The following is a 20,134-nucleotide window of genomic DNA, read 5'->3' as shown; positions in this document are numbered from 1 at the left end:
TTTTGAAAAAGGGGGGATTTTTATGTGGAAAACTAGAGTGACAGAACTTTTTGGAATTGAATACCCAATTGTGCAAGGTGGACTCGCGTATCTAGCTTATTCTGATCTAGCAGCTGCCGTTTCAGAAGCCGGTGGACTTGGTCAAATCACAGCAATGAGTTTACCTTCACCTGAAGCATTGAAAGAAGAAATCCGCAAAGTTCGCGAAAAAACAGATAAACCTTTTAGTGTAAATTTTGCAATTGGTAATCATGGTAGATCATATGATGCAATGGTGGAAGCTGCACTCGAAGAAAAGATTACTATTATCTCTGTTACTGGGGGGAACCCTGCGCCACTTTTTGATATGCTTAAAGGTACTGATGTGAAGAAAATGGTGTTAGTAGCTGCTAGAAGACAAGCGCAAAAAGCTGAAGACATTGGTGCAGATGCTGTCATAGCAGTTGGACAAGAAGGTGGCGGACATTTAGGACGTGATGATATAGGTACGATGATATTGATTCCAAGAATTGTAGATTCAGTTAGTATACCGGTCATTGGATCGGGTGGTATTGGTGATGGACGAGGTTGGATGGCGGCGCAAGCACTCGGGGCAGAAGGAATCGAAATGGGTACTCGTTTCATAGCGACGAAAGAATGTGTCGATGCATCACCTGCTTATCTTGAAACTCTTTTGTCAAGCAGTGAACAAGATACAACGATTATTAAACGAACAATCGGTGCACCTGCACGTGCATTATCGAATGAATGGACAGAGAAAATTCTGAAGTTAGAATCAGAAGATGCTGGTTACGAAGGACTGAAAACATTTATTAGTGGGGATGCAAATCGTAAGTTCATTCATGATGGTATGGAAGATCAGGGCTTTGGTTGGGGTGGTCAAGTAGCGGGTATGATTGAAGATGTTCCAAGCGTTGCTGAATTGTTTGAACGAATGAAAAATGAAGCAATCACTATACGAGAAAAATGGAGTGTCAGATAAGGAGAGAAGAAGATGGCAGGTTATCAATATCCGCTACGTGCGGATTGGTCAACAGAAGAAATTGTTAAAGTAGTCGACTTTTTTACAAAAGTAGAGCAAGCATATGAATCGAATATTGAACGAGACGAATTCATGAAGTATTATCGAGCTTTCAAAAGTGTAGTACCATCCATGGCTGAAGAAAAAACGCTGTGCAAGGAATTCGAGGAAAGTAGTGACTATGTAGCATTTCGTGTAGTGAAAGCTGCAAAAGAAAGTCAACCAGGGGAACTGTTAAAGGTGAAAAAATAAGTAAAGCAAAGAGGTTGGGACAGAACAGAAAAAAACGTAAGGGGTATGAGTCCTTTACGCTTTTTTTCTGTTCTTATCAGTAAAAATTTTTTAGAGTATCAGAGTGTACCGGAACGGAGAAAGGCCGACTCCTGAGGGATCAGCGTGCGTCTTGAGACCCTGGACGGAGCGAAGCGAAGGAAGCGGCTCAAGCCACGCCCCTCGGAAAGCGTGCCTTTCGGAGTGCAGGGAAACGGGGTGAGATAGTTATGTCCCAGCCTCTTCTTAATCTCACTTTTACATGGACTCTTTTCTCCAGAATTCCATATTAGTTGATCGTAAAAGGAAACATTCGCCTAGAACGTTAATCAACGGTGTGGTCTTATTTACCATGTTGATTTTCAGTCAAAGGAATGAATAACTACATCATAAACAGGCAATAACTTCGTGAACGTATCCTCTGCATACTCATAAAATTGCTCTTCACTCATTTTGGATGCCTCATCTCTTGACAGGTGACGGCCGACTAAAAACTCTGCTTTTTTCACAGTTTGTAGACGATCCAGTAACTTCTCAAGTCCTTCTGTACCCACTTCACTTATACGCTCAGCTTCAGGTTTCATATGATCTCCGGACACCACAAAATCGCTCGGTAACGAAGACATTACGTTCATATCTTTCTCCAATCGTTCAGCAATCCCTTTTTTATCGGGATTTTCATAAATAATTGCAAGTACGATGAATAAATGAGTGCCCCATAAGCCAATCTGAAAGTGAGGTAACGCTTTATAGCCTCGCTTAGCAGGAGCGAATGCCACCCAGCTATCTCGTGGCGGATTTACAGTTCTTCTTGCGTGTTTTGCGACATGAGGAAAAAACTCACCCGTACCGTGTGCGGAAAGGCGGTGTGCAAAATGATTACCTAATTCTATGAACTTCGGCTGTATCTTTTCCTGCAAAGCTTTCATGCGATGATCTAAGCCATCAATGCTAAAAACATCAAAATCAATTGATGACCAATAAGGCTGAATCAAGGAAATCTCCTCCAGTTTCTAGTGACTACGTTTATCTTATCAGTAAACGGGGAATAATTTAAAATAACAAGGCTTCTAACCACTAAAAGTCGGAATTTTTGCATATCTTACTATTAAGGCGGTTAGGGTCAAATATTACCTAAAAGGGGTGCTACTTATGAAACAGGTCGTTCATTTTATCCGAAAAGAAGATGTTGAGAGAGAATATGTGAGGACTTTACAATTGGAATTGGATTATGAATTAGCTACTCTATACGATGCACTACAAGACGAAGACACAGTTCAAGTAGATAAAAGTAAAATGCGTTTGATGGAAATTCACAATGAATTGGAGACACTTAATGTTTTCTCGATGTAAGCATGGCTTAATAAAAGACATCCCCATTTACTTCAGAATTGAAGAAAATGTGACGGGGTGTCTTTTTACTTAATATGCTGTAACTGTTATCTCTTTTGTTCCGTTGCCTCTGTGTTATACTAGCGATAGTCGGAATGGGAAGAGGTGGCAGAATGAATCTTAATGCGATAGATCGATATGCGAAATCGTTAATCAAAGAGGCTGGCCACAAAATACGCGTGTCTTTTTTTAGTACAATTGACATCGATTCAAAGGCAGACGCTAATGATTTAGTTACCAATATCGATAGAGAAGTCGAAAGCTTTTTTGTTGAACGGGTAAAACAAGATTTTCCAGAGCATAAAATGGTTTCAGAAGAGGGATATGGAGATAAGATCACTTCGCTTGACGGAGTAGTTTGGTTCCTGGATCCAATTGATGGAACGATGAATTTTATCCATCAAAGAAGAAACTTTGCGATTTCATTGGGGATTTATGTAGACGGCGTGGGGATGCTGGGCTACATATATGATGTAATGCGGGATGAGTTATACCATGCTGCGAAGGATGAAGGTGCTTATTTCAATGATGAGCGTCTCCCGCAGTTGGAAATCACACCACTTGAAGATGCGATTATTGGTATCAATGCTAGTTGGGTTGCTCCCAATCATCGAGTAGAAAATGAAAAAATTATTGAGCTCGTCACACGTTGCCGCGGGACGCGTTCATATGGTTCGGCAGCAATTGAACTAGCGTATGTATCGTCTGGAAGGATTGACGCGTATATTTCTATGCGGCTAGCACCTTGGGATATAGCTGGTGGAATCGTCATTGCGCAAGAAGTAGGAGCTGTAGCAACAAATTTAGAAGGTGTGACACCGCACCTTCTTGGATCTGACACATTTATTGTCACACGTCCAGGACTACATGAAGAAATATTATCAAAATATATCCGACTAAAATAAAAAAGGGGCTGTTTGTTAAACCTACACGGTTTAATGTACAGTCCCTTTGAGTTATTTATAGCGTGCCTTCTCTACGCATACGTGCTTTTGTTTTAAATCCATTACCCATTATTAAAAGTAGAGCGACAATTGCGAGAACGACAACTAATATGCTACGCATACCTACTCCAATACCAATTGCGGACATGGAAAGTACGGCGCCGAGTGAATACATTACGAAAATCCACTTAATGTCTTTCAAAAAAATCCCTCCATGTAAATTAAAATATTATTTAATTTGACTATCTTGTGCTATAATAACACAGTTGAACATCTGAAATAAAGATAAACGGAGTGAAAAAATGACAAACGAACGTACTGATCTTAGAAATATTGCAATTATTGCCCACGTAGACCATGGTAAAACGACATTGGTCGACCAATTACTTAAACAATCCGGTATTTTCCGGTCGAATGAGCACGTAGATGACCGCGCAATGGATTCAAACGAACTAGAGCGTGAACGAGGAATTACGATTCTAGCTAAAAACACAGCTATTGAATATAATGACACAAAAATCAATATCTTGGATACACCAGGACACGCTGACTTTGGTGGCGAAGTAGAAAGAATCTTGCGAATGGTGGACGGCGTAATTTTAGTTGTTGACGCGTTTGAAGGATGTATGCCACAAACTCGATTTGTATTGAAAAAGGCTTTAGAAACAAACCTGAAGCCAATTGTTGTTGTAAATAAAATTGACCGTGAATTCGCAAGACCAGAAGAAGTAGTAGACGAAGTACTTGAATTATTCATCGAGCTGGATGCAAACGATGAGCAATTGGAGTTCCCGGTTGTATTTGCTTCCGGATTCAATGGTACAGCAAGTCTTTCTCCTGATCCTGAAACACAAGAAGACACTTTACGTGTTCTATATGAATCAATTCTTGAAAACATTCCATCACCGATCGATAATCGTGATGAGCCGCTTCAGTTCCAAGTATCACTACTTGACTATAACGATTACGTTGGTCGTATCGGAATTGGACGTATTTTCCGTGGAACGATGAAAGTTGGAGAACAAGTCGCAGTTCTTAAGCGTGATGGATCTGTAAAGACTTTACGTGTAACCAAATTATACGGTTTCCTAGGCTTGAAGAGAGTTGAAGTTGAAGAAGCATACGCAGGTGACCTAGTAGCCGTTTCGGGAATGGGTGACATTGATGTCGGCGAAACAGTTTGTCCGACTGATCACCAGGAAGCTCTTCCTGAACTTCATATCGATGAGCCTACGTTACAAATGCGTTTCCTAGTGAATAACAGTCCTTTTGCAGGTCGTGAAGGGAAATGGGTAACTGCGCGCAAGATACAAGAACGTTTGGATCAACAGCTTGAGACTGATGTTTCATTGCGTGTAGAACAAACAGATTCTCCAGACGAGTGGATTGTATCCGGTCGTGGTGAGCTTCACTTGTCGATTCTTATCGAAAACATGCGTCGTGAAGGTTTCGAGCTTCAAGTTTCTAAGCCGCAAGTAATCATCCGCGAAATCGATGGCAAGCGCTGCGAGCCTTTTGAACGCGTACAGATTGATGTGCCAGAAGAACACACGGGTTCTATTATTGAATCTATTGGTGAACGTAAAGGTGAAATGTTGGATATGATCAATAACGGAAATGGACAAGTACGTTTGATCTTCCTTGTTCCTGCTCGTGGATTGATTGGATATACAACAGAATTCCTTACGTTAACACGCGGATACGGTATTCTGAACCATACGTTTGACAGCTATAAGCCGATCACTACAGGTAAGATTGGTGGCAGACGTCACGGTGTACTTGTTTCCATGGAGAACGGTACAGTTACTGGTTACGGAGTAATGCAGCTAGAAGACCGTGGAACAATGTTTGTAGAAACGGGCGCGGAGATTTACGCAGGTATGGTAGTAGGGGAAAGTAACCGTGATAGCGACTTGACGATCAACTTGACGAAAATCAAGCATGCTACTAACGTTCGTTCAGCTACGAAAGATCAAACAGTCACAACAAAGAAACCACGTATTTTGTCGCTTGAAGAAGCATTGCAATATATTGGCGATGACGAGTACTGTGAAGTTACACCACAAACTATTCGTTTGCGTAAAAAAGTTCTAGACAAGAGTGAACGCGAACGTATAAATAAAAAGAAGAAACTTGGCGAATAATAGAAATAGAAGGGAATGTATGGAATGAGAGTAGAGGATTCAGAAATGGTCTACAATCGGTTGTCGGGAACCGCTCGCATAATTTATGAGTATTCACCCAATTTCACGACAGCCGGCTATATTCTGTTTGCACTCGTTTTCATCATGTCTGCTATTGTGTATAAGCTTGGATTTGCGAGAAAGATCAGTTTTGGTCGAAATGTGATCATTTATACATTCTTATTTATTGGATGTATAATACTAACATTCTTAGCTTTCTTCCTTCCAATCGTAGAAGGACTGTTCGTGGCTGCTGCCATTCTCATTATCTATCGTGTTCGACGAATGAATGAACATAAAAAAGACTCCGTTACTCAGTAACGGAGTCTTTTTAATAGATTAAAAATCCTTTTCGGTAAGATCTGAACTACGGTAGAAAACAAAGTTACCAGTCGCAATTCGTTTTTCTGTCAAGTTACTGATCCGCTCTTTACATGTTGGACACATATACGTATGTATGGGGCGGTTTCGTAATTTTTTGGCTAGTGGATTGTTATCTTCTAATTGATCGTTTTGGTCACATATGACACATTTTACGCGCATTGGAATTTCTCCTTCAATCTACTTGGATAGCCAGAACATAACGAATCGGTGAATCTTGATTCGATCCGTCTTTAAACAGAACATGTACAGGGCCGTCTTCACGAAGAGGCTTACCCTTATGACTGAATTTGAAAATAATGTTGCTTGCTTCCTCAAGTGGATAGGTGTATTTTTCATCTTTAGTAATGAGTGTAAACGTGGTTGCGTTTGCTGATGGTACAGCATTGTGTATGAATGGTTTTAATACAATACCGAAGCTGCTTGATAACATTTTATCTTTTTCAAATCTTTTTTCACTTTTTAAAGTGGGTGGATAAGTAGCGCCTTCCATAATTTCTCTGGACCAGTGCTTACCCATTTTTTCTTTATACTCTTCCATTTCATCCTTTTCGACAAAACCCTCTGAGAAGAATTCATCCAGATCGATACGTCGATCATCAAATATCCAAACAGTAGGATCTAAAGTTATTGCATGTTTCACATTTCCCGTAATTGGTATAATAAGTTCCAAAATATATCCTCCTCAATCAATAGTCACTAGTTTTAGTATACCTTTTCATAGAAGAAGTGAAAAGGAATTCATTTCAGTTCAATTTTTTCATTGGGTAACACTTGCATTTTGTAAGAGCAAAAGATACAATTTAGACATTAACACCTTGCGGGAATAATGAATAATGGGGGCGTCTCCATGGATATAGAAGTTCAAGATACGTACAAAGAACAAGCCATGAAACAACTGCAAATCGATGCGGAGAAAATTGCAAAGTTGATTAAAGTTCAAATGGATAATTTAACGATGCCGCAATGTCCACTATATGAGGAAGTACTTGATACGCAAATGTACGGACTATCTCGTGAGATTGATTTTGCTGTTAAGCTTGGTCTAGTGGAGCATGACAAGGGCCGTGAAATAATCTCTGTTTTGGAAAAAGAGTTAAATGTTTTACACGAACTGTATACAAATAAATAAATGGAAGACTCAAACTACTCCAACGGTTTGAGTTTTTTATTTAGGACGATGAGGTTTAAAGAAAATGAAGACTTATATGAATCGAATTTTACGCAATTTCGACTATCCATTATTTATCGTATATTTACTGCTTTGTTTATTTGGATTGATTATGATTTACAGTGCAAGCATGGTATGGGCCATGAATATTTATAATTTTGAACCATCCCATTTCTTTAAAAAACAATTAATGAACTTAGCTATTGCTATTCCGGCATTTCTAATGGTGTCCATAATTCCTTACCGACACTATCGAAATAAAAAATTCTTATATGGCACGCTAATTATGATGTTTACTTTATTAATCCTTGTCAAGTTCATCGGATTTGGTGACGCTGTAGGAGCTAAAAGTTGGCTTTCCTTACCGTTTGGAATAGGGAATTTGCAACCAACAGAAGTAGCGAAAATTGCCTTTATCGTATATTTCTCGGGTGTATTTGCGAATAAATACTACGGAGGAACATTGGACGAGATTAAAACTACTATTTTTCCGACATTTTCTGTTTTAACAGCATCTCTTTTATTAGTTCTGTTGGAACCGGATTTTGGAGCGACGATGATTTTATTTCTTGTTGCTATATCGGTCATCATGGCAAGCGGGATGAAAGTGAAAAACTATTTGATTATCAGCCGTTTCTTTGCTTTACTTGGCGTATTGATCGGTATTGTACTGTGGATTAAGTGGGATACAGTCATGACTGCTTCACGTATGGGGCGCTTTCTCGCCTTTACAGATCCCTTTGAATACATACAAGGTTCAGGTCTACAAATAGTCAATGGATACATTGCAATTGGTGCTGGAGGGCTCAAAGGAGTAGGCTTAGGAAACAGTATTCAGAAACTTGGCTATTTACCTGAGCCCCATACTGATGTTATTATGGCAGTAATCTCTGAAGAAACTGGATTGCTCGGAACAACACTTGTTCTTGGAGGTCTCTTTTTCATCGTGATGAGAGCGTTTACTGTTGCATTGCGTACAAAAGACGCTCATGCAAGAATGCTCGCAGCTGGCGTAGGTAGCTTGATTGCTATTCAAACATTGGTAAACTTAGGGGGATTGACAGGATTGATACCGTTAACAGGAGTTACGTTGCCATTTATTAGTTATGGTGGTACATCTGTTGTGTTCTTGTCGATTGCGCTAGGCATACTGATGAACGTTTCAATGTTTGTGAAGTATGAGAGAACAAGTAGAGGGGATTGATATGTTGGTGGAGAGAAGAGAGATTAGGAAAGTGCTAGTCGCGAACCGCGGCGAGATTGCAATTCGTGTATTTAGAGCGTGTACAGAATTAGGCATAGCGACAGTTGGTATTTATTCAGCTGAAGATCGTGCATCACTACATCGCTACAAAGCAGATCAGTCATTTATTGTGGGTGAAGGCAAGAAACCTATCGATGCATACTTGGATATTGAAGGAATTATCGACATCGCCAAAAAAGCGGATGTCGATGCGATCCATCCAGGCTACGGATTTTTAGCGGAAAATGCTCAGTTTGCTGCACGTCTGGAAGAAGAGGGGATTATCTTTATTGGTCCAACTTCAAGCCATTTAGAAATGTTTGGCGATAAAGTAAAGGCTAGAGAACAAGCAATACTGGCTGATATCCCGGTGATACCAGGTAGTGATGGGCCGGTTACCTCCGTAGAACAAGTTGCAGCATTTGGTGAACAGCATAGCTATCCGATCATTATTAAAGCTTCATTAGGTGGCGGAGGACGAGGTATGCGAATCGTCGAATCACCGGAAGAAGTGCAAGAGGCTTATAACCGGGCGAAATCTGAAGCGAAATCTGCATTTGGCTCTGATGAAGTCTATGTCGAAAAATACATTACGAACCCAAAACACATAGAAGTGCAAATATTAGGTGATACATATGGAGAAATAGTCCATCTGTACGAACGTGATTGTTCTATTCAGCGTCGCCATCAAAAGGTAGTGGAGATTGCTCCTTCTATATCATTGACAGAAGAGTTACGCCATGAGATTTGCAATGCTGCTGTTAAACTATCAAAAAATGTATCATATATCAATGCGGGTACAGTAGAGTTTTTAGTAGCTGACGACTCCTTCTATTTCATCGAAGTCAATCCGCGTATTCAAGTGGAACACACAATCACTGAAATGATTACAGGAATTGATATCGTTCAGTCACAAGTACTAATCGCAGCAGGTGAAACTCTTCATTCTGAACAGGTAAACATACCAAAGCAACAAGATATTCCGTTATTTGGTTATGCTATTCAATCACGTGTTACAACAGAAGATCCGTTGAATGACTTCATGCCTGATACAGGCAAAGTAATGGTCTATCGTTCTAGTGGCGGGTTTGGTGTTCGCTTGGATACCGGCAATGCGTATCAAGGGTCTGTTATTAGTCCTTACTATGATTCATTACTAGTGAAAGTTTCAACATGGGCTCCAACTTTTAGGGATGCTGCAAGCAAAATGCACAGAAATTTGAAGGAATTCAGAATTCGGGGAATTAAAACGAATATACCTTTCCTTGAAAATGTCGTATGCCATGAAAACTTTTTATCGGGCAATTACAATACGAGCTTTATCGATGAAACGCCAGAATTATTTACATTTGCCAAAAAGCAAGATAGAGGAACGAAAGCTTTATCGTATCTTGGAAATGTTACGATAAACGGATTCCCTGGCATTGATGACCCAACTCGTCCAGTTTTGCACCCGGTACGTATTCCGAAAATTGATTATAATGCGCCGATACCAAAAGGTACGAAACAGATTCTGGATGAGCAAGGTGCAGATGGCTTAGTCGAGTGGGTGTTAAAGCAAGACGATGTACTGTTGACAGATACTACGTTCCGGGATGCACATCAGTCTTTACTGGCTACGCGTATGAGAACAAAAGAGTTAACGCAGATTGCAACAGAAAGTGCGCATCTATTACCAGATCTCTTCTCATTCGAGATGTGGGGAGGCGCGACATTCGATGTAGCGTACCGTTTCTTGAAAGAAAGCCCGTGGGACCGATTAGAGAAATTACGCAAGCAAGTACCTAATGTCTTGTTCCAAATGCTCTTTAGAGGTGCTAATGCGGTTGGTTATACAAACTACCCTGATAATGTCATCCGTGAATTCATTAAAGAGTCGGCTGCGTCAGGTATTGATGTTTTCCGTATTTTCGACAGCTTGAACTGGATCAAAGGTATGGAAGTAGCAATTGATGAAACACGTTCAACAGGAAAGATTGCAGAAGCGACGATTTGTTATACCGGAGATATTCTGGACGACAATCGTGCAAAATATACTGTCAATTACTACAAAGAGATGGCTAAAGAGCTCGAATCAGTTGGAGCTCATATGCTGGCAATCAAAGATATGGCAGGATTGCTAAAGCCTGAAGCAGCTTATCGTTTAGTTTCAGAATTGAAAGCGTCAACAAGTCTGCCAATTCATTTGCATACACATGATACGAGCGGTAATGGTATTTATATGTATGCCAAAGCGATAGAAGCCGGAGTAGACATTGTCGATACAGCAATTGGTTCCATGGCGGGTATGACTTCACAGCCTTCTGCCAATTCACTTGCGTATGCAATGCAAAATAATGAACGTCATGTACGTGCAAATACAGAGTCATTAGAAAAATTATCGCATTACTGGGAAGACGTGCGAAAATACTACAAACCATTTGAGAGTGGTATGAACAGTCCTCATTCGGAAATCTATGTACATGAGATGCCGGGTGGTCAATATTCTAACTTGCAACAGCAGTCGAAAGCTGTCGGGCTTGGAGAGCGCTGGGAAGAAGTGAAGAAAATGTACTCTCGCGTGAATTTCCTATTTGGAGATATTGTTAAAGTGACACCTTCTTCAAAAGTAGTAGGGGATATGGCGTTGTTCATGGTACAAAACGAATTGGACGAGCATACGGTTATTGAAAAAGGACAATCTATTGATTTCCCAGAATCTGTTATTGAGTTTTTCGAAGGTTCAATCGGCCAGCCTTATGGCGGTTTCCCGAAAGAATTACAAGAGGTAATATTAAAAGGCCGCAAAGCAATCACTGTACGTCCTGGTGAGTTATTGGCACCAGTTAACTTCTCAGAGGTCCTTAAGAAGTTGACGGAAAAAATGGAAAAGCCTGCTACTATGCACGATGCGCTCGCTTACGTTCTATATCCGAAAGTCTTCGAAGAATACATCGAAACGAGAAAACAGTTTGATGATGTTTCTGTCATCAATACGCCAGAGTTCTTGTATGGCTTACGTTTAGGTGAAGAAATCGAGATAGAGATTGAGTTCGGAAAAACACTTATCGTCAAATTGGTGTCGATCGGTGAACCAAATCCGGACGGAACACGCACGCTGTACTTCGAGTTAAACGGACAGTCACGTGAGATCATTATCCAAGATTTACAAGTGGAAACAAAAGATGATGCAAAGCAAAAAGCTGACCTTTCAAATGAAACGCATATTGCAGCCACTATGCCCGGAACTGTTTTACAAGTTGCGGTATCTGTTGGCGCGAAAGTGAAACGCGGCGAACACTTGTTGATTACAGAGGCTATGAAAATGGAAACAACGATTCAAGCTCCTTTTGCAGGAGTTGTGAAAGCGATCTATGTAGGTCCTGGAGATTCTATCTCGTCAGGAGACTTATTAATTGAATTAGAACATTAAAAAAACAGCTTCCACATGTCGTTAGGACAGTGGAAGCTGTTTTTTGGTACATTTGTATACAAAAATGAACAACAGCCTGTAAATAGCTACTACGCGCTCTTGTGTTACTTCTTCAGTCGGCTGCGAGATACTAGAAGAACTAGATATGTTAACAAACCAAATAGTAAAGTGATGAATAATGAATGCAACAATGCAAAGTAGAGATTTAATTTAGTCAGTACAACAATCATCCCTGTTGTTGCTTGTGCAAGTACTAGACCAAATGCTGTAATCCAACCCCAGTAAATCACACGTTGATCACTATACTGTTTAATGGCTTTGATAGCGATGAAACCAATCCATACGACAATCAATGCTGCAGCTAAACGGTGACCCATCTGGATCCACTCATACATATTGTTCGGTAAACTGAATTCGTTGTTACGGCACAAAGGCCAGTCAGAACATACAAGACCTGAGTTAGTATGCCGAACAAGAGCACCGGTATAGATCACAACGTATGAGTAAATGGTTACGCCAATGGTATGGAAACGTAATGATTTCTCTATACGTATTTTATCTGCGTCAAACTTCTGGTCTACTTCAAAAACCAATAAAGTCAGTAGGAAGACGGACGCAAAGGATATAAGTGAAATCCCAAAGTGCAAGGCCAGTATAAAATCACCTTGTCCCCATAATACTTGCGCTGCTCCAATCAAAGCTTGTAGAATTAAGAAAAATACTGCCATAAAAGCTAAAAACTTTGTTTCGCGGACATGACCAAGTGCTTTCCATGACCATACAGCCAATATGACGATGAAAATACCTACCGAACCTGTAACTAACCGGTGGGAGAATTCAATTAATACTTCTGCTGTGATGACGTCTGGAATGAGTTGTCCATTACACCCAGGCCAATGTCTCCCACACCCCATACCGCTGTCGGTTTTGGTAACTAGCGCTCCACCAAGTAAGATCGCGAGCATTCCGATCGTGGAAGCTACACCAAACCATTTTAAATATCTGTTGTATCGCAAGTACGAAACACCTTCTTCTATTGAATTGACCATTAAAAGGTCGATTTACGTAAAGTTTTGCCCGAATTCCAGAAATACTTATATAGAGATATATAGTTGAATTTCAAGGGTTTCTGTAGAATCCAAGCATCTATTGCAAACTTTATGATAACGAAAAACTGAAGGAAACACAATGCATGAAGGTAATAAACCACTGATGTATAAGGCTTTTCACAAATTGTTCATAAAATAGTCTCTTTAACTTCACAAATGAGAGTCAGAAATGCATTACTATATAGAAGGTGAAGGATAAAGACACAAAGGGTGCACAAACCGCTATAAATTGAGAAATGGTCTGGAAATTTCGGACGATTTTAGATATAGTAGGTGATAGGGTCTTTGCTGAAAACTATGAAAGGAGGGTTATTATGTCAAACGGTCGAACGCTTTCGACAGTTGCAGATCCAAAAGTAGAGACAATTACCTTGTGGAAAGACTTTTTGGCGCTGATCAAAATAGGAATTGTCAACTCGAATTTGATCACTACGTTCACCGGTCTTTTTTTGGCATTTCAATTCACTGGTATAAGTTTTCTCCATAACTTTGATCTACTGGTATTTGCGATTCTGGGTACTGGATTGATCATTGCATCTTCAGGTGCTATGAATAACTTGATTGATCGCGATATTGATCCCGTCATGTCGAGAACGAAATCGAGACCGACAGTAACAGGTAGATTTAAAGCTCCCGCTGTGATGACGTTAGCCGTTACATTCCTAGTGGCTGGAGAAGTATTATTATTCTCTGCTTCACCTATGGCAGGTTGGCTTGGCATCTTGGGTGTATTCGCTTATGTTGTTTTGTATTCCATGTGGTCTAAACGTAAGCAATACCGTAGTAGGAAGTCTTTCAGGAGCAATTCCACCCCTAATAGGATGGGCAGCTGTTGATCCTACACTGCCAATGGGAGCATGGGCATTGTTTTTCATCATGTTCATATGGCAACCACCGCATTTCTATGCGTTGGCTATGCGTAGAACAGAAGAGTATCGGGCGGCGAACATTCCGATGTTACCAGTAGTAAAAGGATTTGAGCGGACGAAAAAGTCGATGCTCATGTGGGTATTGTTACTATTTCCATTACCTTTCTTGTTACCACAGCTCGGTACCGGATTTATAGTATTTGCAACACTGTTGAATGTTGGGTGGCTTTATTTAGCTATTAAAGGATTTAAAGCCAAAGAAGATTTGAAGTGGGCAACGGGGATGTTTGTATATTCTTTAAATTATATGACAATCTTGTTTGTATCCATGATTATTTTCTCTATATTCATCTAACGTATCGGAATTCTTTCTTTAAAACAGGAATTCATCATAAAGGGGCACTCAGTTCTCCATAGTAGAAAAACATTTTTTTAGAAAGAGAGGTATTAGTTAGCGATGATTAAAGGACTCAAAAAGTGGCGTCTCTTTTCTTTACTAGCGGTTTTCGCTTTGTTCATGGCAGGTTGTGGTAATGAAGAAATTTCAACCTTCCAACCAGCAGGACAAGTCGCTAATGACCAGTTCAAGTTGTTGCTATTAGCATCCGGAATTATGTTACTGGTTATCATTGTAGTAGTAATTATTTACACTGTTGCATTATTCCGCTTCAGACGTTCGAAGTTGGGTGAAGATCACATACCAGAGCAAGTGGAAGGAAGTCACACACTTGAGCTGCTTTGGACATTCATTCCAATAGTATTACTTTTGATTCTTGCTATTCCTACCGTTCACTACACGTATAAATTAGGTGATGTGAAAGCAATGGAAGCAGTAGATGATGATGGTAACGCTGAGAACTTAGTAGTAGACGTTACTGCAAAGTTATATTGGTGGGAGTTCGAGTATCCTGATCTAGGTATTGTGACTGCTCAGGAACTAGTAGTACCTACTGATGAAAAAGTTTATTTCAACTTGATTGCAGCGGACGTAAAGCACTCATTCTGGATTCCGTCAGTTGGCGGTAAGCTAGATACGAACGTTGAAAACGTGAATAAATTTTATCTGTCATTTGAGAAAGAATCTGAAGGCTTGAAAGACGGCGTTTTCTACGGAAAATGTGCTGAGCTATGTGGACCTTCTCACGCATTGATGGACTTTAAAGTAAAAACATTACCGAGAGATCAATTTGACAGCTGGGTAGCAGGTATGCAAGAAACAGCAGAAGAACCTGTTGTTGCTAATGCTGACGGCGAAGAAGTCTTCTCTCAAAGCTGTATCGGTTGTCACGCAGTTTCGGGTGTAGGTGAGTCTGGTGCACAAGGACCCAACTTGGCTTCATTCGGTGATCGTAATCGTGTAGCAGGTTTCCTTGAGCACGATGAAGAGAATCTGAAAGACTGGATTCGTGATACACAGAAACATAAACCTGGCAATACGATGCCTTCATTCAGTAAAGATCAAATTTCTGATGAAGACTTGGATGCATTGGCTGAATACTTGATGGGCTTAAAAGTTGCAAAATAATTTTCAAGCGGAAATTGAATAGGAGGTAACACAGTGAGTTCAGTTGCTCAAAAAAGTGGCTTTGGCGCAACGCTATGGGATTGGCTGACAACAGTCGACCATAAGAAGATCGGAATTCTGTATCTCCTCGGGGGATTATTCTTCTTCGTTCTAGGTGGTATTGAAGCGATGATCATTCGTCTTCAATTGATTACACCAAACAACGATCTCGTAAGCGCAGGGCTTTTTAATGACTTAATTACAATGCACGGAACAACCATGATTTTCTTGGCAGCAATGCCTATGCTCTTTGGTTTTATGAACGCGATCATGCCTCTACAAATTGGAGCACGTGACGTTGCGTTCCCATTCATCAACTCATTAGGTTTTTGGATGTTCGCATTTGGTGGATTATTCCTTAACATTTCGTGGTTATTTGGAGAGGTTCCAGATGCTGGATGGACGTCTTATGCGTCATTATCACTTCATTCCCCAGGACATGGTATTGATTTCTATGCAATTGGTTTACAAATCGCGGGTGGCGGTACGTTAATGGCGGGGATTAACTTCCTAGTAACAATCATTAACATGCGCGCTCCGGGGATGACGTATATGCGTATGCCTTTATTTACATGGACTACGTTTGTTGCGTCAGCGATGATTCTATTCGCATTCCCTCCGTTGACAATTGGATTGTTCTTCCTGACATTTGACCGTATGTTTGGTGGTAACTTCTTTGATCATACGATGGGTGGAAACACGATTATCTGGGAGCATATTTTCTGGATCTTCGGACACCCTGAAGTATATATCTTAATTTTACCTGCATTCGGTATTTTCTCTGAAGTATTCTCTGTATTTGCTCGGAAGCGTCTGTTCGGTTACACAGCGATGGTATTTGCCACAGTGCTAATCGGTTTCCTAGGATTCATGGTATGGGCTCACCATATGTTTACAGTTGGACTTGGACCGACAGCGAACGCAATATTTGCGGTAGCTACTATGGCGATTGCTGTACCTACAGGTGTTAAAATCTTTAACTGGTTGCTGACAATTTGGGGCGGTAGTATTAAAGTTACGACTCCAATGCTCTATGCTTTAGGTTTTATTCCTTCATTCGTAATGGGTGGAGTAACAGGTGTAATGCAAGGGGCAGCACCACTTGATTATCAGCTACACGATTCTTATTTCATCGTAGCTCACTTCCACTACGTAATTGTAGGTGGGGTAGTACTAGCTATTTTTGCAGGCCTTCACTACTGGTGGCCAAAAATGTTCGGTACTATGTTGAATGAATTATTAGGTAAAATTACTTTCGTATTCTTCTTTGTCGGTTTCCACTTGACATTCCTAATTCAGCACTGGTTAGGTTTCTGGGGAATGCCACGTCGTGTTTGGACATTTATGGATGGACAAGGTTGGAACCTTGCGAACTTCGTAAGTACAATCGGTGCGCTATCAATGGCAATTGGTTTTACAGTAATGGTGATCAACATCATTATGACAACTATTAAAAATGAGCGTGTTGGAAACGATCCTTGGGGCGACGGACGTACACTTGAGTGGGCGATTCCATCTCCACCACCTTTCTATAACTTCCCAGCAACTCCATTAGTTCGTGGTTTAGACACTTTGTGGATTGAGAAGATGGAAGGTAGTAAGGAAATGATTACACCAGCTGAACCAATTACGGACATTCATATGCCGCACGGTTCAATCATCCCAATGTTGATGACTCTTGGATTATTCATTGCTGGATTCGGTGCAATGTTCCATCAAGAAACTTCATGGGGATTAGGAGTATTGATCTTTGGTCTTGCTTTCACATTCGTTACAATGGCAATTCGTTCATTGAAAGATGATCTAGGTTATTATGTAACAAAAGAGCAAATCTTGCAGGATCAAGAAAATATTAAAAGGGGGCGTAACTAATGGATTTGAATACAAAATTCACCCCTGAAACATGGCCTGCTCATCCTGAGAGAGCTACTTTGGAAGCAAAGAATAAATTCGTTGGTTTCTGGCTATTCCTTGGTGGAGAGACAATTCTCTTCGCTACGTTGTTCGCAACGTATATGGCTTTGAAAAACAAAGGTCCAAGTGGCTTTGGTTTCACAACGCAAGAACTATACACATTACCGTTAGTATTTGTTATGACAATGCTTCTTTTAACATCTTCACTAACAAGTGTATACGCGATGTATCATTTGAAGAGTTTTAATTTCAAAAAAATGCAACTTTGGTTAGGGATTACCGCTTTATTAGGACTTGGATTCTTGATGTTAGAAGTGTATGAGTTCTCTCATTACGTTCAATTAGGATTTACGTTCAGTAATAGTGCATTCAGTTCCGCGTTCTATACTTTAGTAGGAACTCACGGATTCCACGTTGCGGTTGGTTTAGTATGGATCACTTTGTTGATCTTCCGTAACTCTAAGCGTGGATTGAACTTGTATAACGCAACTAAGTATTATACATTTTCTCTATACTGGCACTTTATTGACGTAGTATGGGTATTCATCTTTACTGTAGTTTACTTGATGGGAGTGATTGGTTGATGTCAGAAGTTCAAATGATTAAAAGATCACCTGCTGAACAGTCACTGTCTCAACGTCGAGCAAAAGAATCAATGCGCAGCCAAGTAGCGATGTTTTCTTTGATGATTTTCTTAACACTTGTATCGTTTTCTATGGTGTTTGCTCATCTCAATGACGTTCCTGGTTTCTCAAAATTCTTTATCATTCCTACATTATTCCTCTTTGCAGCTGTACAAGTTGGACTTCAACTATACTACTTCATGCATATGAATGAAAAAGGACACGGTATTCCACAAATGTTTATGTTTACAGGTGCAATGTTAGGATTCTTGCTCCCACTTACATTTGTAACAATCGTTTGGTGGTAAGCAACAAAAGAGCTTATGGATTCTTCCATAAGCTCTTTTTCTATTCACTTTTAGGTAAAATTGTCAAAGTTCGTACATTGAGTTATGCATTGTAAGCTCGTATAATAGGCAGTAGGAAAGACTTTCGTTAACTTTGTGCTGTGGTGGAATATATAGTGAATACTTCGGCACTATACACAGAATAGATTCAGCGAATGGATTATTAAAGGAGAGTGGTTGTTTTGCCGTTAAGTATATTTGGGTTTAGGGCTTTATGGAGTCCTTATTTTTTAATAGCGATAGCACTTGGAATCGTTCTATATTATCTCATAACAGTTAAATGGCGAGATCGTTTCGAAGGGTCACGACCGTTGACTAAACAACAAGCTGTTTACTTTTTATCATCCATGGTGTTGCTGTATATTGTCAAAGGTTCACCAATGGATTTAATAGGTCATATTTTATTTTCCGTCCATATGGCTCAAATGGCTATATTGCTTTTAATTGTAGCACCATTTTTCATCATCGGGATACCGAACTGGGTATGGGAAAAGCTATTATCACGGACGATTTTCAAAAAAATATTCATGGTTTTGACTAAGCCGCTCATTAGTTTGTTAGTATTTACATTCATGTTCTCGATGTATCACTATCCACTCATATTAGATCAGGTGAAGTTAAGTTTGCCATTACACACTATTTTCACCATCACACTTTTCTTCTCCGCTATTTTTCTCTGGTGGCCTGTAGTGAATACAGTAAAAGGACAACCACAATTACATGGTTTGAAAAAAATCGGTTATGTAATATTGAGCGCTTTGCTCATTACACCCGCTTGTTCGTTAATCATCTTCGTGGACGTACCTGTGTACGAAACATATAGCAGTGGTGAAGCGTGGCTGCAAGCGATGGCGCTCTGTGTGCCAAGCGGAACTCTAGCTGGACTGTCAGGCCTTGGCATCTCTGGACCTGAGCTATTTACAAATATGCCTACGCTCTATGATCAGCAATTAGGCGGTATATTGATGAAAGTCATCCAAGAACTCGTTTATGTAGTTATTATTGGACGTATTTTCTTAAGCTGGTCACAGTATGAAAAAGATAATGCGGACGAAATTACTAGACAAGATTTACTCAAACGCCAGAACTTAACTATGCATGGCTGATTGATCTAAGAGGAGTTAGTGTCGGATGTGACTACCACTATTACCGACTATCAGTACGTTTTTCATCATCTTATCTGCTATTTTGGTTGCGGTAGGTCGGAATTTGATACGACAAAGAAAAATAGAAGCGCACCAAAAAACGATGATTGCAGCAGCAGTGTCTGTAGTACTGTTCTTTATCATTTATATCTCTAGAACGGTATTTATAGGCAATACAGCTTTTGGTGGACCTGATGACTTGAAAAATTATTACACAGTATTTTTAGTTTTCCACATCATATTAGCAACGACAGGGGCCTTCTTTGGAGTTATTACGATTCATGCAGGCTTGAAGAACAATCTCGCACGGCATCGTAAAATCGGTCCTGTGACAAGTATCATCTGGTTCTTCACAGCCATTACAGGAGTCGCTGTATACTTGTTGCTGTATGTCTTTTATAAAGGTGGAGAAACTACTTCTGTATTTAAAGCGATTCTTGGTATTTAATATTTTGCGTAAAAACTGAAGTCACACCCTAAAGGGAGTGGCTTCAGTTTTTTATCTAGCCAATTCGTATCGTTGTACGCTATGCATACTAAAAGGGA

General features: G+C 40.1%; 20 protein-coding genes and 1 pseudogene. 16 read left to right on the top strand and 5 right to left on the bottom strand.

Annotated features, from left to right (window positions below; genetic code table 11):
* Positions 1-22 precede the first annotated feature (22 nt).
* Positions 23-982, top strand: coding sequence for an NAD(P)H-dependent flavin oxidoreductase (locus H605_RS0100650; protein ID WP_037561329.1), 960 nt, complete (start codon positions 23-25; stop codon positions 980-982).
* Between the two features lie 12 nt (positions 983-994).
* Positions 995-1,273 (top strand): UPF0223 family protein, encoded by a 279-nt coding sequence (locus H605_RS0100645; protein WP_029052421.1) that lies wholly within the window; start codon positions 995-997, stop codon positions 1,271-1,273.
* A gap of 380 nt (positions 1,274-1,653) precedes the next feature.
* Here the strand turns inward: H605_RS0100645 and H605_RS0100640 are convergent, their stop codons facing one another.
* Positions 1,654-2,283: a YktB family protein gene (locus tag H605_RS0100640; protein WP_418347015.1), complete on the bottom strand. Its 630-nt coding sequence runs from the start codon at positions 2,281-2,283 to the stop codon at positions 1,654-1,656.
* 160 nt (positions 2,284-2,443) lie between these two features.
* Here H605_RS0100640 and H605_RS0100635 point away from each other — a divergent pair, with 160 nt between their 5' ends.
* Positions 2,444-2,644: a hypothetical protein gene (locus H605_RS0100635; RefSeq protein ID WP_029052419.1), complete on the top strand. Its 201-nt coding sequence runs from the start codon at positions 2,444-2,446 to the stop codon at positions 2,642-2,644.
* Positions 2,645-2,796: 152 nt separating this feature from the next.
* Entirely contained in the window at positions 2,797-3,588 is a 792-nt protein-coding gene (locus H605_RS0100630; protein ID WP_029052418.1) for an inositol monophosphatase family protein, read from the top strand.
* Positions 3,589-3,643: 55 nt separating this feature from the next.
* Here the strand turns inward: H605_RS0100630 and H605_RS0100625 are convergent, their stop codons facing one another.
* Positions 3,644-3,829: a YlaF family protein gene (locus H605_RS0100625; protein WP_029052417.1), complete on the bottom strand. Its 186-nt coding sequence runs from the start codon at positions 3,827-3,829 to the stop codon at positions 3,644-3,646.
* Positions 3,830-3,929: 100 nt separating this feature from the next.
* Between H605_RS0100625 and typA the strand changes: the two genes are divergently transcribed.
* Both typA and H605_RS0100615 read left to right on the top strand, forming a co-directional pair.
* Positions 3,930-5,771 carry a translational GTPase TypA gene (gene typA, locus H605_RS0100620; RefSeq protein ID WP_029052416.1) on the top strand — a complete coding sequence of 614 codons (1,842 nt, stop codon included), beginning with the start codon at positions 3,930-3,932 and terminating at the stop codon, positions 5,769-5,771.
* A gap of 24 nt (positions 5,772-5,795) precedes the next feature.
* Positions 5,796-6,131: a YlaH-like family protein gene (locus H605_RS0100615; RefSeq protein WP_313234312.1), complete on the top strand. Its 336-nt coding sequence runs from the start codon at positions 5,796-5,798 to the stop codon at positions 6,129-6,131.
* 18 nt (positions 6,132-6,149) lie between these two features.
* Here the strand turns inward: H605_RS0100615 and H605_RS0100610 are convergent, their stop codons facing one another.
* Positions 6,150-6,353 (bottom strand): YlaI family protein, encoded by a 204-nt coding sequence (locus H605_RS0100610; RefSeq protein WP_029052414.1) that lies wholly within the window; start codon positions 6,351-6,353, stop codon positions 6,150-6,152.
* A gap of 13 nt (positions 6,354-6,366) precedes the next feature.
* On the bottom strand, positions 6,367-6,864 hold the full coding sequence (locus tag H605_RS0100605; RefSeq protein ID WP_029052413.1) for a hypothetical protein: 498 nt from the start codon (positions 6,862-6,864) through the stop codon (positions 6,367-6,369).
* Between the two features lie 177 nt (positions 6,865-7,041).
* Here H605_RS0100605 and H605_RS0100600 point away from each other — a divergent pair, with 177 nt between their 5' ends.
* The 3 genes from H605_RS0100600 to H605_RS0100590 all read left to right on the top strand — a co-directional run bounded on the left by H605_RS0100600 (position 7,042) and on the right by H605_RS0100590 (position 12,017).
* The gene (locus H605_RS0100600) at positions 7,042-7,323 is read left to right on the top strand and encodes an Fpa/YlaN family protein (RefSeq protein ID WP_029052412.1); all 282 of its coding nucleotides are present in this window, start codon (positions 7,042-7,044) and stop codon (positions 7,321-7,323) included.
* Between the two features lie 64 nt (positions 7,324-7,387).
* Positions 7,388-8,566 carry an FtsW/RodA/SpoVE family cell cycle protein gene (locus H605_RS0100595; RefSeq protein WP_029052411.1) on the top strand — a complete coding sequence of 393 codons (1,179 nt, stop codon included), beginning with the start codon at positions 7,388-7,390 and terminating at the stop codon, positions 8,564-8,566.
* On the top strand, positions 8,541-12,017 hold the full coding sequence (locus H605_RS0100590; protein ID WP_232321213.1) for a pyruvate carboxylase: 3,477 nt from the start codon (positions 8,541-8,543) through the stop codon (positions 12,015-12,017). The genes H605_RS0100595 and H605_RS0100590 overlap by 26 nt, the downstream gene beginning before the upstream one ends.
* Before the next feature lie 104 nt (positions 12,018-12,121).
* Here the strand turns inward: H605_RS0100590 and H605_RS0100585 are convergent, their stop codons facing one another.
* Complete coding sequence (locus H605_RS0100585; RefSeq protein WP_037561324.1) at positions 12,122-13,066, bottom strand: COX15/CtaA family protein; 945 nt, start codon at positions 13,064-13,066, stop codon at positions 12,122-12,124.
* 374 nt (positions 13,067-13,440) lie between these two features.
* Here H605_RS0100585 and cyoE point away from each other — a divergent pair.
* The 7 genes and pseudogenes from cyoE to H605_RS0100550 all read left to right on the top strand — a co-directional run bounded on the left by cyoE (position 13,441) and on the right by H605_RS0100550 (position 20,036).
* A pseudogene (gene cyoE / locus H605_RS19520) lies at positions 13,441-14,350 on the top strand (heme o synthase).
* Between the two features lie 102 nt (positions 14,351-14,452).
* Complete coding sequence (gene coxB, locus H605_RS0100575; RefSeq protein WP_029052408.1) at positions 14,453-15,520, top strand: cytochrome c oxidase subunit II; 1,068 nt, start codon at positions 14,453-14,455, stop codon at positions 15,518-15,520.
* A 33-nt stretch (positions 15,521-15,553) separates the two neighbouring features.
* Positions 15,554-17,431, top strand: a complete 1,878-nt coding sequence (locus tag H605_RS0100570; protein ID WP_029052407.1) for a cytochrome c oxidase subunit I — start codon at positions 15,554-15,556, stop codon at positions 17,429-17,431.
* Positions 17,431-18,057, top strand: coding sequence for a cytochrome (ubi)quinol oxidase subunit III (locus H605_RS0100565; RefSeq protein ID WP_029052406.1), 627 nt, complete (start codon positions 17,431-17,433; stop codon positions 18,055-18,057). The genes H605_RS0100570 and H605_RS0100565 overlap by 1 nt, the downstream gene beginning before the upstream one ends.
* Complete coding sequence (locus H605_RS0100560) at positions 18,057-18,404, top strand: cytochrome C oxidase subunit IV family protein (protein ID WP_037561321.1); 348 nt, start codon at positions 18,057-18,059, stop codon at positions 18,402-18,404. Before H605_RS0100565 ends, H605_RS0100560 begins: the two co-directional genes overlap by 1 nt.
* Before the next feature lie 221 nt (positions 18,405-18,625).
* Positions 18,626-19,549, top strand: a complete 924-nt coding sequence (gene ctaG / locus H605_RS0100555; RefSeq protein WP_029052404.1) for a cytochrome c oxidase assembly factor CtaG — start codon at positions 18,626-18,628, stop codon at positions 19,547-19,549.
* A 49-nt stretch (positions 19,550-19,598) separates the two neighbouring features.
* On the top strand, positions 19,599-20,036 hold the full coding sequence (locus tag H605_RS0100550; protein WP_029052403.1) for a DUF420 domain-containing protein: 438 nt from the start codon (positions 19,599-19,601) through the stop codon (positions 20,034-20,036).
* The last annotated feature ends 98 nt before the right edge of the window (positions 20,037-20,134 follow it).

Origin of the sequence: Sporosarcina ureae DSM 2281 (assembly GCF_000425545.1) — a bacterium.
GTDB classification, from domain to species: domain Bacteria; phylum Bacillota; class Bacilli; order Bacillales_A; family Planococcaceae; genus Sporosarcina; species Sporosarcina ureae.
The sequence above is the reverse complement of the archived record's forward strand: the minus strand, read 5'-3'. Positions and strand labels throughout refer to the sequence as shown.

Coding starts and splice junctions, on each gene's coding strand:
- typA (WP_029052416.1), top strand. CDS start 3,930: ATGACAAACGAACGTACTGATCTTAGAAATATTGCAATTATTGCCCAC.
- H605_RS0100590 (WP_232321213.1), top strand. CDS start 8,541: ATGAGAGAACAAGTAGAGGGGATTGATATGTTGGTGGAGAGAAGAGAG.
- H605_RS0100635 (WP_029052419.1), top strand. CDS start 2,444: ATGAAACAGGTCGTTCATTTTATCCGAAAAGAAGATGTTGAGAGAGAA.
- H605_RS0100585 (WP_037561324.1), bottom strand. CDS start 13,066: ATGGTCAATTCAATAGAAGAAGGTGTTTCGTACTTGCGATACAACAGA.
- H605_RS0100565 (WP_029052406.1), top strand. CDS start 17,431: ATGGATTTGAATACAAAATTCACCCCTGAAACATGGCCTGCTCATCCT.
- H605_RS0100600 (WP_029052412.1), top strand. CDS start 7,042: ATGGATATAGAAGTTCAAGATACGTACAAAGAACAAGCCATGAAACAA.
- H605_RS0100595 (WP_029052411.1), top strand. CDS start 7,388: ATGAAGACTTATATGAATCGAATTTTACGCAATTTCGACTATCCATTA.
- H605_RS0100560 (WP_037561321.1), top strand. CDS start 18,057: ATGTCAGAAGTTCAAATGATTAAAAGATCACCTGCTGAACAGTCACTG.
- H605_RS0100645 (WP_029052421.1), top strand. CDS start 995: ATGGCAGGTTATCAATATCCGCTACGTGCGGATTGGTCAACAGAAGAA.
- H605_RS0100630 (WP_029052418.1), top strand. CDS start 2,797: ATGAATCTTAATGCGATAGATCGATATGCGAAATCGTTAATCAAAGAG.
- H605_RS0100610 (WP_029052414.1), bottom strand. CDS start 6,353: ATGCGCGTAAAATGTGTCATATGTGACCAAAACGATCAATTAGAAGAT.
- H605_RS0100650 (WP_037561329.1), top strand. CDS start 23: ATGTGGAAAACTAGAGTGACAGAACTTTTTGGAATTGAATACCCAATT.
- H605_RS0100615 (WP_313234312.1), top strand. CDS start 5,796: ATGAGAGTAGAGGATTCAGAAATGGTCTACAATCGGTTGTCGGGAACC.
- coxB (WP_029052408.1), top strand. CDS start 14,453: ATGATTAAAGGACTCAAAAAGTGGCGTCTCTTTTCTTTACTAGCGGTT.